This window comes from Streptomyces sp. Ru62 (assembly GCF_002920615.1).
In the GTDB taxonomy this organism is placed as follows: Bacteria; Actinomycetota; Actinomycetes; order Streptomycetales; family Streptomycetaceae; genus Streptomyces.
Window position 1 is genome coordinate 111,167 of record NZ_PQSU01000017.1, and the last position, 12,763, is coordinate 123,929.

The 12,763-nt window shown below is 71.4% G+C and carries 9 protein-coding genes; 2 read left to right on the forward strand and 7 right to left on the reverse strand.

Translation table 11 applies throughout. The features are described 5' to 3' along the window. Nucleotides 1-4: 4 nt before the first annotated feature. Both C3492_RS23665 and C3492_RS23670 read right to left on the reverse strand, forming a co-directional pair. The gene (locus C3492_RS23665) at nt 5-958 is read right to left on the reverse strand and encodes a carbohydrate ABC transporter permease (protein ID WP_103813763.1); all 954 of its coding nucleotides are present in this window, start codon (nt 956-958) and stop codon (nt 5-7) included. Between the two features lie 12 nt (nt 959-970). Beyond that, on the reverse strand, nt 971-2,245 hold the full coding sequence (locus C3492_RS23670; RefSeq protein ID WP_103813764.1) for a sugar ABC transporter substrate-binding protein: 1,275 nt from the start codon (nt 2,243-2,245) through the stop codon (nt 971-973). A 279-nt stretch (nt 2,246-2,524) separates the two neighbouring features. Between C3492_RS23670 and yicI the strand changes: the two genes are divergently transcribed. Beyond that, nucleotides 2,525-4,795: an alpha-xylosidase gene (gene yicI / locus C3492_RS23675; RefSeq protein WP_103813765.1), complete on the forward strand. Its 2,271-nt coding sequence runs from the start codon at nt 2,525-2,527 to the stop codon at nt 4,793-4,795. Nucleotides 4,796-4,886: 91 nt separating this feature from the next. Further along, nucleotides 4,887-5,969, forward strand: a complete 1,083-nt coding sequence (locus C3492_RS23680) for a restriction endonuclease (protein ID WP_258055838.1) — start codon at nt 4,887-4,889, stop codon at nt 5,967-5,969. Nucleotides 5,970-5,994: 25 nt separating this feature from the next. Here the strand turns inward: C3492_RS23680 and C3492_RS23685 are convergent, their stop codons facing one another. The 5 genes from C3492_RS23685 to C3492_RS23700 form a co-directional block, all read right to left on the reverse strand. After that, entirely contained in the window at nt 5,995-8,097 is a 2,103-nt protein-coding gene (locus C3492_RS23685; RefSeq protein ID WP_258055839.1) for a SpoIIE family protein phosphatase, read from the reverse strand. Continuing rightward, on the reverse strand, nt 8,094-8,414 hold the full coding sequence (locus C3492_RS45980; protein ID WP_258055840.1) for a PAS domain-containing protein: 321 nt from the start codon (nt 8,412-8,414) through the stop codon (nt 8,094-8,096). The genes C3492_RS23685 and C3492_RS45980 overlap by 4 nt, the downstream gene beginning before the upstream one ends. A gap of 102 nt (nt 8,415-8,516) precedes the next feature. Beyond that, nucleotides 8,517-9,365, reverse strand: a complete 849-nt coding sequence (locus tag C3492_RS23690) for an oxidoreductase (protein ID WP_258055841.1) — start codon at nt 9,363-9,365, stop codon at nt 8,517-8,519. A 199-nt stretch (nt 9,366-9,564) separates the two neighbouring features. Then, a complete protein-coding gene (locus C3492_RS23695; RefSeq protein ID WP_103813767.1) occupies nt 9,565-11,775 on the reverse strand; it encodes a xanthine dehydrogenase family protein molybdopterin-binding subunit in 2,211 nt (736 codons plus the stop codon). Continuing rightward, nucleotides 11,772-12,761 carry a xanthine dehydrogenase family protein subunit M gene (locus C3492_RS23700; protein ID WP_103813768.1) on the reverse strand — a complete coding sequence of 330 codons (990 nt, stop codon included), beginning with the start codon at nt 12,759-12,761 and terminating at the stop codon, nt 11,772-11,774. The genes C3492_RS23695 and C3492_RS23700 overlap by 4 nt, the downstream gene beginning before the upstream one ends. Nucleotides 12,762-12,763: the final 2 nt, after the last annotated feature.

Genomic DNA, 12,763 nt, shown 5'->3' on the forward strand with positions numbered 1-12,763 from the left:
GACGTCACTTCCCCTCGGTGCGGTTGGCCCGCAGGTAGAACACCGCGAACACCGCGGAGACAAGGATGAGTACGTTGCCGACGACCGCGCCCGCGCCGAAGTCGAGCCGTACGAAGGAGTTCTGGTAGGTCAGCGTGCCCAGCGTCTGGGTGGCGTCGGCCGGGCCGCCGTCGGTGAGCGCGAGGATCAGGTCGAGGATCTTCACCGTCGACATGAAGCCGAGCACGAGGACGACGGTGATCACCGGCTTGAGCTGCGGCAGGGTGATGGAGCGGAAGGTCCGCCAGGCCGAGGCGCCGTCCAGGGCGGCCGCCTCGTACAGCTCCTTGGGGATCTCCTGGAGACCGCCGTAGAGGATGACCATGTTGAACGGGATGCCGATCCAGATGTTCACCAGGATCACCGACAGCAGGGCCATGCCGGGACTGGTCAGCCACGGGGTGTGGCCGCCGAGGCCGAGCGTGTCCAGGAACGAGTTCAGCACGCCCGTGTCCTGGTCGAGGATGCGGCGCCACACGATGCCGGACACCACCATGGGCACCAGCCAGGGCAGCAGGATCAGCGACCGCAGGACACCGTTGAGCGGGAAGCGGCGGCTGAAGAACACCGCGAGCGCCATCCCGATGCAGAACTGGCCGAGCAGCGAGCCGGCGGTGAAGACCAGGGTGTGCCAGAGCGCCTTGCCGAACAGCGGGTCCTGGAAGACGTTCGACCAGTTGTCGGCGCCGTTGAAGGGTGCGTCCCCGGTGAAGAACGTCTTCGGGGTGAAGTGCTGGAAGCTCATCACGACGTTGCGGACGAGCGGGTAGCCGAAGAACAGCAGCATGAAGACGACCGCGGGGGCGACGAACCCCCACTGGGCCAGTCTGCGGCGGCGGCGCAGCCGGGCCGGGTCCGGCGCGGTGGCCGCCTTGGACGCCTTCTCGGGCGCCTGAGCGGTGACGATGGACGTGGTCATGGTGGCTTTACCTCAGTTCCCGCTCGTGGCCCGCTGCTGGGCGCGCTTCAGGGCGGCCTCGCTGGACTGGCCGGTCAGGGCGGACTGGAAGGCGCTCTGCAGCGCGAGTGACACACTCGGCCAGCCCGCGCCGAGCTTGGCGGTCCGGGACCGGGCGGCGGCCACCTGGTCGGCGAGCGCGTCCAGCTCGGGCACCCGCGTGCGCCACACGGCGGCGGCCTTGGCGTTCGCCGGGACCATCCAGCTGTTGAGCGCGTAGGTCAGCTGTTCCTTCTGACTCGCCAGACAGGCGACGATCTCGCCCGCCCGCTTCTCCCGCGCCGTGTCACCGGTGTTGGGGACGGTGAGCACGGCACCGCCGAGCGGGCCGACGGAGGGCGCGCCCGCCCGGGGGACCGGGATCTTGGCGATGCCCCAGTGCAGCGACTTCTTCGTGTTCAGCGTCTCGACCTGCCAGGGGCCGTTGATCATCATCGCCGCGTTGCCGGCCATGAACTGGTCGTTGACGTCCGCCTGGGTCCAGCTGACCGTCGACTTCGACAGCGAGCCGTCCGCCAGCAGGGCCTTCCAGTAGTCGAGCGCCCCGGCGACCTGAGGGCTGTCCAGCTTCGTCTCGTCGCCGCCGTTGGACCACATGAACGGCGTGAACTGGAAGACGCCGTCCTCCGCGCCGCCCGCGCTGAGCGCCAGTCCGTACCGCTTGCCCCCGGTGAGCTTCTTCGCGGCCTCGCGCAGCTCGTCCCAGGTGGTGGGGACCTTCACGCCGGCCTGGTCGAGGACGTCCTTGTTGTAGAACAGCGCCAGGGTGTTCACCGACCGGGCCGCGCCGTAGTACGTCCCCTTGTACGAGCCGAAGTTCACGATGCCCCGGGGGATGTCCCGGGTGCTCAGGCCGAGCGTCCTGAGGTCGACCAGGCCGCCCGCCTCGGCGAAGGTGGGCATCTCCGACGCGTCGAACTGGACGATGTCGGGCAGCGACTTCGACGACGCCATGCGCAGCGCCTTCGTCATCACCTGCGCGGCCGGGACGCTCTGCTGCTCGATGGTGACGCCGAGCTGCTTGCCGCAGCGGGCCATCGCCTCGGCGTCCCAGCGGTGGTAGGTCTCGTCGGTCGACGAGTTCATCACGGTGTAGACGTCGCCGTCACGCTGCTGACCGCATCCGGTCAGGGCCGCCCCGGCGACCAGGACCGACACGGCGGTGAATGGTGCCACGACCCTGCGGGAGCGTCCCGGGCGCCTGGCGACCGGGGACCTCTCAGGAATGCGATTGAAGCGCTTCGACATGCTGCGGCCCTTGCTGTCGTGTGCCCGGCTTCTTCGCCGGGGCTTTTGTTTGGCCTGATGACTAATACGTCAATCCCGGGTGTCACGCTAGACCCCCATGCGTGTTCGTCCGGGCACGCAGCGAAGTGGCACTCGGTAACTTGATCAAGAAAGCGCAGGTCAAAGCGGTGATAGCCGCGCGAAGCAGGCTTGACAACGATTTCTTCTGTGTACGATCAACCCGCCGGGCGACAGCCTCCGCCGTCCCCGCCGAACAGCCCCGCTCCCCCGAGGAAGACCATGAAGTTCACCAACGGGTTCTGGCGCATCCGCGACGGTGTCCAGGTCGCGTACGCCACCGAGGCGCGCGACGTGCGCGTCGAATCGAAGCGCTTCACCGCCTATGCCTCCGTGCAGAAGGTGACGCGCAGAGGGGACACGCTCAACGCGCCGCTCCTCACCGTCGACTGCTTCTCACCCGCCGAGGGCGTCATCGGCGTGCGGGTCACCCACCACGCCGGCAAGCGCCGTCCCGGGCCGGACTTCGCCCTCGCGGCCGAGCCCGGCGGGGCGGGCGGGGTCCGCCGGGACGGCACCGTCACCGAGCTGACCAGCGGCCCGCTGACCCTGCGCCTGGACCGGGCCGCCCCGTGGTCGCTGACCTTCCACGACGAGCAGGGGCGGGAGCTGACCCGGGCGGGCCGCAAGGGCACCGCCTTCGCCACCACCGACGACGGCGCCCACCACGTCCTCACCCAGCTCGCGCTCGGCGTCGGCGAGCAGGTCTACGGCCTCGGCGAGCGCTTCACCCCGTTCGTCAAGAACGGCCAGGTGGTCGACATCTGGCAGGCCGACGGCGGCACCAGCAGCGAACAGGCCTACAAGAACATCCCCTTCTACCTGTCCTCACGCGGCTACGGCGTCTTCGTCAACCACCCCGGCGCGGTCTCCTTCGAGGTCGGCTCCGAGGCCGTCGGGCAGGTGCAGTTCAGCGTCGAGGACCAGACGCTGGAGTACTACGTCGTCGCCGGCCCCACCCCGAAGGACGTCCTCACCCGCTACACCGCCCTCACCGGCCGCCCGGCCCTGCCGCCCGCCTGGTCCTTCGGCCTGTGGCTGACCACGTCCTTCACCACGGACTACGACGAGCGGACGGTGACGTCGTTCGTGGACGGCATGGCCGAGCGCGGCATCCCGCTGTCCGTCTTCCACTTCGACTGCTTCTGGATGCGCGAGTACCAGTGGTGCGACTTCGAGTGGGACCCCGAGGTCTTCCCCGACCCCGAGGGCATGCTCGCCCGGCTGAAGGCCAAGGGGCTGAAGATCAGCGCCTGGATCAACCCGTACATCGCGCAGAAGTCCCCGCTGTTCGAGGAGGCCGCCGCGCTCGGGCACCTGGTGCGCCGGCCGGACGGTGACGTGTGGCAGTGGGACCTGTGGCAGGCCGGCATGGGACTGGTCGACTTCACCAGCCCCGACGCGCGCGCCTGGTTCCAGTCCAAGCTGAAGCCGCTGCTGGACCAGGGCGTGGACTGCTTCAAGACGGACTTCGGCGAGCGCATCCCCACCGACGTCGTCTGGCACGACGGCTCCGACCCGGAGCGGATGCACAACTACTACACCCACCTGTACAACCAGACCGTGTTCGAGCTCCTCGAAAAGGAGCGGGGACAGGGCGAGGCGGTGCTCTTCGCCCGCTCGGCGACGGCGGGCGGTCAGCAGTACCCCGTGCACTGGGGCGGCGACTGCTGGTCGTCCTTCGAGGCCATGTCCGAGTCGCTCCGGGGCGGCCTGTCCCTGTCGCTGAGCGGCTTCGGGTTCTGGAGCCACGACATCGGGGGCTTCGAGGGCACGCCCGACCCGGCGGTCTTCAAGCGCTGGCTGGCCTTCGGACTGCTCTCCTCCCACAGCCGGCTGCACGGATCGTCGTCCTACCGGGTGCCGTGGGCGTTCGGCGACGAGGCCGTCGACGTCGCCCGGCGGTTCACCCTGCTCAAGCACCGCCTCATGCCGTACCTGTACGGCGCCTCCGTCGAGGCCCACCGCACCGGCGTCCCGGTGATGCGGCCCATGGTCCTGGAGTTCCCGCACGACCCGGCCTGCCGCCCGCTGGACCGCCAGTACATGCTGGGCGCCGACCTCCTGGTCGCCCCGGTGTTCAGTGAGGACGGCGAGGTGGAGTTCTACCTCCCCGAGGGCACCTGGACCCACCTCCTCAGCGGCGAGCAGGTCACCGGCCCGGTGTGGCGCACCGAACGGCACGGCTACGACAGCCTCCCGCTCTACGTCCGCGAGGGCGCCGTACTGCCGCTGGCCACCGACGACCAGCGCCCCGACGGCGACTGGCTCGACGACCTGGTCCTGCTGGTCCACCCGCCGGCCTCGGCGACGTACACCCGTCAGGTCGCCGTCCCCGACCTGACGGGTGCGCCGGCCGCGGCGTTCCACGTCCGCCGTGACGGCGACCTGCTGCGCATCACCGCGGACGGCACCGACCGCCCCTTCACCGTGCGCGTCGCCGGGGGAGCGAGCGCCGGGGGCAGGGGCGAGGTGACGGTCCCGCTGCGCTGACCGACGAGCCGCACGGAGATCGGCGGCGGTGACCGGAGCTCCGGCGACCGCCGCCGACCGGGGGGTCGGTGGCTGCGGCTACAGTCCGGGCATGGTTCAAGAGAGGGTCCTGCGGGGCTACTTACTGGAAGAGGTCGTCGCCTGGCTTCTGCGGTCGAGCGGGTACGAGTTGCTCTCCGCGGCGGACGACACGGAGACGAACCCCGCACACCGCGTCCTCGCACAGCGGCCCAGCGGGCTCGCCGTGCGCGGCAGGGGCGCCTGGCACCAGGCGGACGCGCTCGGGGAGTTCCGGTACGTACCGCCGTTCTCGCTACCGGTCCGGCTCTTCGTGGAGGCCAAGTTCACCGGCAGGAACGTCAAGCTGCCGACGGTGCGCAACGGCCACGGAGTGGTGCACGACGTCAACGAGAACGTGGTCACCTCGGTCCACGGCACCGACCCGAGCCGGCCCCGGCCGCGCTACCACTACAGCTACGCCGTCTTCTCCACCGCCGGCTTCAGCCGGGACGCCCAGGAGTACGCGCTCGCCCACCAGATCTCGCTGGTCGACCTGTCCATGCCCGACTTCGCGGAGCTGCGGGACCTGGTGGCGACGCAGGCCCAGCGCGTCCACCAGGCGCTCGACGCGCTCCCCCCGGCGACCCGGCCACGGGTGCACGGAGTGCGCAGCCACCTGCGCCGACGGCTCCTCGAATTCGTCGGCGACAACGGTTACTTCCGCCACGGCGACGAGACGCCCGCCCTGCCCCCTGACGTCGCCCAGCCACTGGACGAGATCGCCGCGCACTTGACGAGCCGGCGGACGCCGGGGCTGGTGCTCGCCTTTCCCTCGGCTCCCTTCGTCCTCGGCCTGGCCTCCGAGAACCTCCACGCCTTCGTCGATCACGCCCGTCGGCAGCCGACCCACACCGTGCACCTGCGCAGGCTCCCGCGGACCGCGTCCCATCCGGTGTGGCAGATCCGCCCCGCCGGGGACCCCGGTGCCTACGCCATGACGTTCAGCCTGCCCGAGCAGGTCGAAGCCTGGATCCGGGCGCAGGAGGAGACCGTCAACGACCGCGCCCGCTGGATCAAACGCCATGTGCTGTCGACCATGACGGTCTACTGGCTGGACGGCGATCACACCCTCACCTTCCAACTGCGCTACACCCCGGTCGAACTGCGCGGCTGACCGGCGGACGGGCGGGGCGACCGGCTCACTCCCGGCGTCCGGGAATGTTCTGCTCGACCCAGACGGTCTTGCCGTCCTCGGTGTAGCGGGTGCCCCACCGTTCGGAGCACCGGGCGACGAGCAGCAGCCCCCGGCCGCCCTCGTCGGTGGTGCGGGCGTGCCGCAGCCGTGGCGAGGTGCTGCTGCCGTCGGAGACCTCGCAGGTCAGTACGTGGCCGCGGATCAGGCGCAGCCGTACCGGAGGGCTGGCGTAGCGGATGGCGTTGGTGACGAGTTCACTGGCTATCAGCTCGGTGGTGAACGCCGCTTCGTCCATGCCCCACGCCGTGAGCTGCCGGGCGACGAGCGACCGGGCCTCGGAGACCACGGCCGGATCGCTCGGCAGGTCCCACGACACGACCCGGTCCGGCCCCAGCGTGTGCGTGCGGGCGATCTTGACCGCGGCGTCTTCCCGGACGGGCCGCGGGATCAGTGCGTCGGTCACCATGCGGCATGCCTGGCGCGCGGAGCCGGAGAACCCGGCGAGAAGGCCGGCCAGGCGTTCGCGGCCACGGTCCTCGGACTGCTGCTGGAAGAGGCCTGGCGTGAACACGGCGAGCAGCGAACCCTCGGGAAGGTCGATGTCGACCTTCTCGAACGGCTCACCGGAGCGGGCCAGGGCGGCACCGACCGGCGGTTCCAGCGGCGCCGGCGTGCCGTCGGGGCGCACGATCACGGGCCCGGGGTGGCCCGCACAGGAGACGGAGCAGCGCCCCGACACGGGGTCGTGGATCAGGTAGAGGCACGTCGCGCCGGCCTCGCTTCCGCCCGCGGAGCCCAGCACGTCGCGCGCCGGCCCTTGCCGGCGGTCCCCGGCCACCTGCCCGTTGCCGCTGTTGAGCCGGCGCACCAGATCGTCGAGCCGGGCGAGCAGCTCGTCCGGCTCCAGGTCCAGGTCCGACAGGGTGTGCACCGCTGCGCGCAGCCGTCCCGCGGCCGCCGCGGTCTGCACACCGTGGCCGGGGACACGGCCCGCGACGAGGGCCACCCGCGCTCCGGAGAGCGGTATCGCGTCGACCCAGTCGCCGCCGGAGCCCGCGTGCACGTACTCGTGCGCCACATCGAGAGCATGGTCAGGGGGGAGCCGGCCCGGACGCAGGGCGTGCCGCAGAGCGGTCAGGGAATGACGCTCCCGCAGGTACCGGCGGCTGTTGTCGAGGCACGCCGCCGTGCGCAGCGCGAGTTCCCCGGCCAGGGTCAGATCGTCGGGTTCAAAAGCCCTGCGCCGCCCCCAGCGGCAGAACGTGGCGAGCCCGAGGGCGCGGTGCTGGGAGAGCAGCGGGACGAGCATCAGCGAGTGGACCCGCTCCGTGGGCGCCCGCAGGCTGCGCAACGCCCGCTGTCCGAGGGAGCTCAGCGGATCGACCATGCGCGGTTCAAGATCGGCCAGGGCCTCGGCGGCGGCCACCGGCGGCAGGACGCCGTCCTCGTCACAGGCCGTCCAGGGTTCCGCGTCGTCCCGGGACCGGCATGCCGCGCGGCGCAGCACGGTGTCGCCTCGTACGGGTCCGGGTTCGAGTTCCTCTCCCGCCAGTACCGGCTCGACCACCTCCACGGCCATGCCGTCGGCCAGCCCTGGCACGGACACCTCCGCGAGACCCCGGACGGTGTCGAGCACATCGAGGGCGGAACCGATCCGGGTGCCGGCGCGCGCGAGCACCTTCAGCCGCTGCTGCGCCAGGTGGCGGTCGGTGACGTCGACAGTGGCGTCGGCGACGCCCAGGAGCCGTCCCTGGCAGTCCTGCAAGGGGAAGACGGAAGCCGAATAGACGTGCTCGTGTTCGGGATCTCCCGGCGGGCGCAGGTGCTTCTCCACGCCGATGACCGGCTGCCGCGTGGCGACCACCTCTTCCATGACGCGCTCCACCGATTCCGTGGGGAAACCGGGCCACACGTCCGTGGGACGTCTGCCGACGGCCTGCGCGACCGAGACGCCCTGCATGCCTTCGGCGGCGGGGTTGAACCGGACGATCCGCAGATCGGGATCGAGGAGGTACAGACCCGCGGGTGAGACGGTGAAGAGCGTCTCCAGGAGGGCCTGGTCGAGTGCGGCGGTCGGGCTCGCCTGTTCCACGGGGGTGAGGGTCACCGTCCACCCCTCCCCGTCTCGTCCTCGCGCTCGGCGCGGACGGCCAGCCGGCAGGGCAGGAAGGCACCGTCCTGACGGCGCAGTGGTACGGCGATGTCGCCGATGGCGGCGAGCGGGTGCGCGGTGGTGCCGGCGCCGGTGAGCAGGTCGGCCACCGGCCGGCCCACCATGGCACGGGCAGGATGGCCCAGCAGCTCTTCGGCCGCCGGACTCCACTCGACCACCGTGCCCCTCCGGTCTATGACCAGGTGGGCCTGGCTCTCCGCGGGGACGCCGTCGTGGGGGGCGCTGCGGTTGGTGGCATGAGATGCACCCATGGTGATCAGCTCTCACTTGCCTCAGAGCTCGGTACGCCCCTCAGTGTCCTCCAGGACGGGCGTCCGCGACATCGGAGCCGCCCGCCGGTCCGGAAGCGACTGTCAGGCGATCTGCTGCCCGTCGGGGTAGTCGGTGGACCGGGACAGCTCGCTCCAGGCGGCCGTCTCCGCGTCGAAGGCGGAGCGGGCCTCGGCGACCAGCCGGAGCGCGTCGCTGCCGAGGATGAGGTGGGTCGGCGGGTTCTCGGCCTCGACGACCGTGAGCAGGGCACGGCCGGCCTGGGCGGGATCGCCGAGCTGCTGACCGCTCATGTCGAGGCGGCGTTCGCGGACCGGGGCGAAGAACGGTTCGTAGTCGGCGATGGTGCTCTCGACCCGGTTCATGGAGCGGCCGGCCCAGTCGGTGCGGAAGCTGCCGGGCTCGATCGCCGTGACGTGGATGCCCAGCGGTGCGACCTCCTGGGCCAGCGTGGCGGCGATGCCCTCGACGGCGAACTTGGAGCCGTGATAGGCGGCCAGACCGGGGAAGGCACGCAGTCCGCCCATGGAGGTCACGAACAGGATGTGACCGGCACGGCGCTCGCGCATCCGGGGCAGGACGGCCTGGGTGACGGCGACGGCGCCGAAGACGTTGACGTCGAACTGCCGGCGGAAGGTGCTGAGCGGGGTCTCCTCGAAGGTGCCCTCGACACCGTAACCGGCGTTGTTGACGAGCACGTCTATGGGGCCCGTCTCGTTCTCGATCGCGGCGACGGCCGGCTCGACGGCGTCGGTGTCGGTGACGTCGAGCACGCGGGCGTGGGCGCGGTCCGGGGCGAGCTGCTCGAAGGCGGCGACCTGGTCCGGATTGCGGACGGTGCCGACGACGGTGTGGCCCGCGTCGAGGGCGGCGGTGGCGAAGGCGCGGCCGAGACCGCTGCTCACGCCGGTGATGAGGAAGGTGCGGGACATGTGTCTCTCCGTTCGGTTCATGGGGGGCTCATGGGGCGGCCGTACGGCAGCCATGACGGCGGGCACGTCCAGCCGGCGCGACGGATCACCGGCACGCGGACCGGGCCGGCGGCCGTGCCGGGCCCGTCCACGGGGGGCCGGACATCACGGCGCCGCTCGATCGAGCACGGGGCACGGCTCTCGCCGCGGAGCCGGTCTCTCAGAGCATGAGCTGGTCGATGGTGAACGGAAGCGAGCGGAGGCGGCGTCCGGTGGCGTGGAAGACGGCATTGCCGATGGCCGCCGCCAGACCCACCAGGCCGACCTCGCCGACTCCCTTGGTGCCCACGGCGGTTGCCCGGTCGGGGCCGCCGACGAACAGCACCTCCATGTCGGGGATGTCGGCGTTCACCGGCATCAGGTAGTCGCCGAACGTGGCGTTGGCGATCCGCCCGGTGCCCCGGTCGGTGGCGGTCTCCTCGAACATGGCCTGGCTGATGCCGCCCACCGTGCCGCCGACGATCTGGCTGGTGGCCGTCTTCTCGTTGAGGATGCGGCCGCCGTCGATGGCGGAGACCACGCGTGCCACGCGCAGCAGACCCAGTTCCCGGTCGACGCGCACTTCGACGAACTTCGCCCCGAAGGCGCCCGCCATGGCCATCCCCAGCTCCTCGCTGCCAGGGGGCGTGCTTCTGCCGTCGGCGCTGAGTTCCTCCAGGCCGTGACGGGCGAGGATGTCCACGTAGGACTCGCCCTGCCCGGGATCCGCGAGGCGGTGGATACGCCCGTCGGTGACCGTCACCCCGTCCACGGCCGCCGCGCGCAAGGGGGATTCGGGGTCGTCGCGGACCACGTCGAGGAATTCCCGCACCAGGCGCCGGCAGGCGGCGTGGACCGCGTTGCCGAGGGCGCCCGTGAGACCGGAGCCTCCGGCCTGGGGCGAATAGGGCATGTCGGAGTCGCCGAGGTCGAAACGCACCCGGGTGACGTCCAGGCCCAGGAGTTCGGCGGCCAGTTGGGTCATGACCGTGTACGTGCCCGTTCCGATGTCGGTGGCGGCGCTGCGCACATAGGCCGAGCCGTCGCGGCGCACGGAGGCCCGGGCCTGGCACGGCACCTGGTAGAAGGGGTAGGAGACACCGGCCATCCCGTAGCCGACGAGCCAGCGGCCGTCCCGCATGGAGCCCGGCTCCGGTGTGCGCCGCGACCAGCCGAACCGCTCCGCACCCTCCAGACAGCACTCCCGCAGCGCCTTGCTCGACCAGGGAAGGCCCAGCAGCGGGTTCTCCTCCGCGTAGTTGCGCAGACGGAACCGAAGGGGGTCCATGCCCAGGGCGTGGGCGACTTCGTCGATCGCGGACTCCAGAGCGAAGTTGCCCTGCCCCTCGGCCGGCGCGCGCATGGAGCCCGGGCAGGGGATGTTCAGCCGCGCCTGCCGGTCGCGGGTCAGCACGTTGGGGCAGGCGTAGGCGACCGCGGAGCCGAAGGAGACGGGTTCGTAGTCGTCGTCCTCCATCGCGACGGACGAGATGCCGCGGTGCTCGATGGCGACGAGGGCCCCGTCACGGGTGGCGCCGATCCTGATCTGCTGGACGCTGTTGGGCCGGTGTCCGACGGAGGTGAACATCTCGGGCCGGGTGAGGACCAGCTTGACCGGGCGGTTGACCTCGCGGGCCGCCAGCACGGTGAGGATCACGTGGGGCCACACCCGCAGTCCGGCCCCGAAGCCGCCCCCGACGAACGGGGCCAGGACCCTGATCCCGCTCTCGGGGACCTGGAAGACCGCGGCGAGCGAGGTCCGCACGTTGTGCGGCCACTGCGTGGAGTCGTGCACCGTCAGCGCGTCGCCGTGCCACGACGCGACGGTCGTCATCAGGCCGAGCGGGTTGTTGGTGTTGTCGGGGGTGGTGTACGTCCCCTCCACCACCACATCCGCCCGGGCGAATCCGGTGTTCACGTCTCCGCGTTCGGTGTCCAGCCCCCACGGGTTCTCGACGATCTCGGCCCGGGGGTCGTCGACGTCGAGCAGGGCCTCGGTCGTCTCGTACTCGACGCGCACCAGCCGGGCGGCGTACCGGGCCTCCTCCGGGCTCTCGGCCACCACGACCGCGATGTGCTGCCCGTAGTGGAGGACGCGGTCGTCCTGGAGCGGAGCCGGGGGTGATCCGCCCAGCAGGGTCATCGGGCCGCGCTCCAGCTTCGGCGCGTTCAGGTGCGTCAGGACGGTCAGCACCCCCGGTGCCGCCAGGGCACCGGTCACGTCGATGCCGCGGATGCGCCCCGCGGCGATGGTGCTGCCCACCAGGGCCGCGTGTGCCATGCCGGGAAAGGAGAAGTCGTTGGGGTACCGGGCCGCTCCGGCCACCTTCAGCGGGGCGTCCACGCGGTCGATGCCCGCGCCGACGGTCCTGCCCGTTTCGAGAGTCGTCATGACAGCGCTCCTGCGACGGTCTCCAGCGTGCGCACGAGCGTGCGCTTGGCCAGCTCCACCTTGAACGCGGTACCGGGCAGGGGCCTGGCCCCGGCGAGGGCCGCCTCCGCCGCGCCCCGGAAGGAGTCGGTGCCCGCGCGGGCCCCCCGCAGGACGTCCTCCGCGTCCCGGGCGCGCCACGGGACGGTGCCCACCCCGCCCAGCGCCACGCGGGCCTCCCGGACGAGGCCGTCCTCGATGACCAGAGCGACGCCGGCCGAGACCAGGGCGAACTCGTAGGAGACGCGGTCACGGACCTTGAGGTAGTGCGAGCGCGTGCCTTCGGGCGGCAGCGGGACCTCGACCGCGGTGATCAGCTCGCCGTGCCGCAGTACGTTCTCGATGTGGGGTGTGTCGCCCGGTGGCAGGTAGAACCGGGTGAGCGGGACCGACCGGGATCCGTCCGCGCCCTGGATGTGGACGATCGCGTCGAGCGCGGTCAGCGGTACCGCGACGTCCGAGGCGTGCAGGGCGATGCAGTGGTCGCTGGTGCCCAGGATCGCGTGCATCCGCTGGATCCCGGCGATGGCGGCGCACCCTGAACCGGGGGCGCGCTTGTTGCAGGCGGCGACGGTGGGGTCCCTGAAGTAGCGGCACCGGGCTCGCTGGAGCAGGTTGCCGCCGATGGTGGCCATGTTGCGCAGTTGTGTCGAGGCGCCGAGCAGAAGGGCTTCCCGTACGCAGGGCACTCGCTCGCTCACGACGGGATCGGCGGCCAGTTCCTCCATCGTCGTCAGCGCGCCGACCCGGATCGACGAGGTGGTGTGCGTGATGCCGCCGAGCGGGAGACGGGTGATGTCGACGAGCCGGTCGGGGTGCAGGACCCCGTCCTTCATGAGGTCGAGTTGTGTGGTCCCGCCGGCGAGGAACGAGGCGTCGGGATCGGCGGTGACCACGGCCACGGCCTGGTCGGCGTCGGTGGCCCGGTCGTACTCGAAGGGATGCATGG

Coding starts and splice junctions, on each gene's coding strand:
- C3492_RS45980 (WP_258055840.1), bottom strand. CDS start 8,414: ATGGGTGCATCTCATGCCACCAACCGCAGCGCCCCCCACGACGGCGTC.
- C3492_RS23665 (WP_103813763.1), bottom strand. CDS start 958: ATGACCACGTCCATCGTCACCGCTCAGGCGCCCGAGAAGGCGTCCAAG.
- C3492_RS23670 (WP_103813764.1), bottom strand. CDS start 2,245: ATGTCGAAGCGCTTCAATCGCATTCCTGAGAGGTCCCCGGTCGCCAGG.
- C3492_RS23690 (WP_258055841.1), bottom strand. CDS start 9,365: ATGTCCCGCACCTTCCTCATCACCGGCGTGAGCAGCGGTCTCGGCCGC.
- C3492_RS23700 (WP_103813768.1), bottom strand. CDS start 12,761: ATGCATCCCTTCGAGTACGACCGGGCCACCGACGCCGACCAGGCCGTG.
- C3492_RS23695 (WP_103813767.1), bottom strand. CDS start 11,775: ATGACGACTCTCGAAACGGGCAGGACCGTCGGCGCGGGCATCGACCGC.
- C3492_RS23680 (WP_258055838.1), top strand. CDS start 4,887: ATGGTTCAAGAGAGGGTCCTGCGGGGCTACTTACTGGAAGAGGTCGTC.
- yicI (WP_103813765.1), top strand. CDS start 2,525: ATGAAGTTCACCAACGGGTTCTGGCGCATCCGCGACGGTGTCCAGGTC.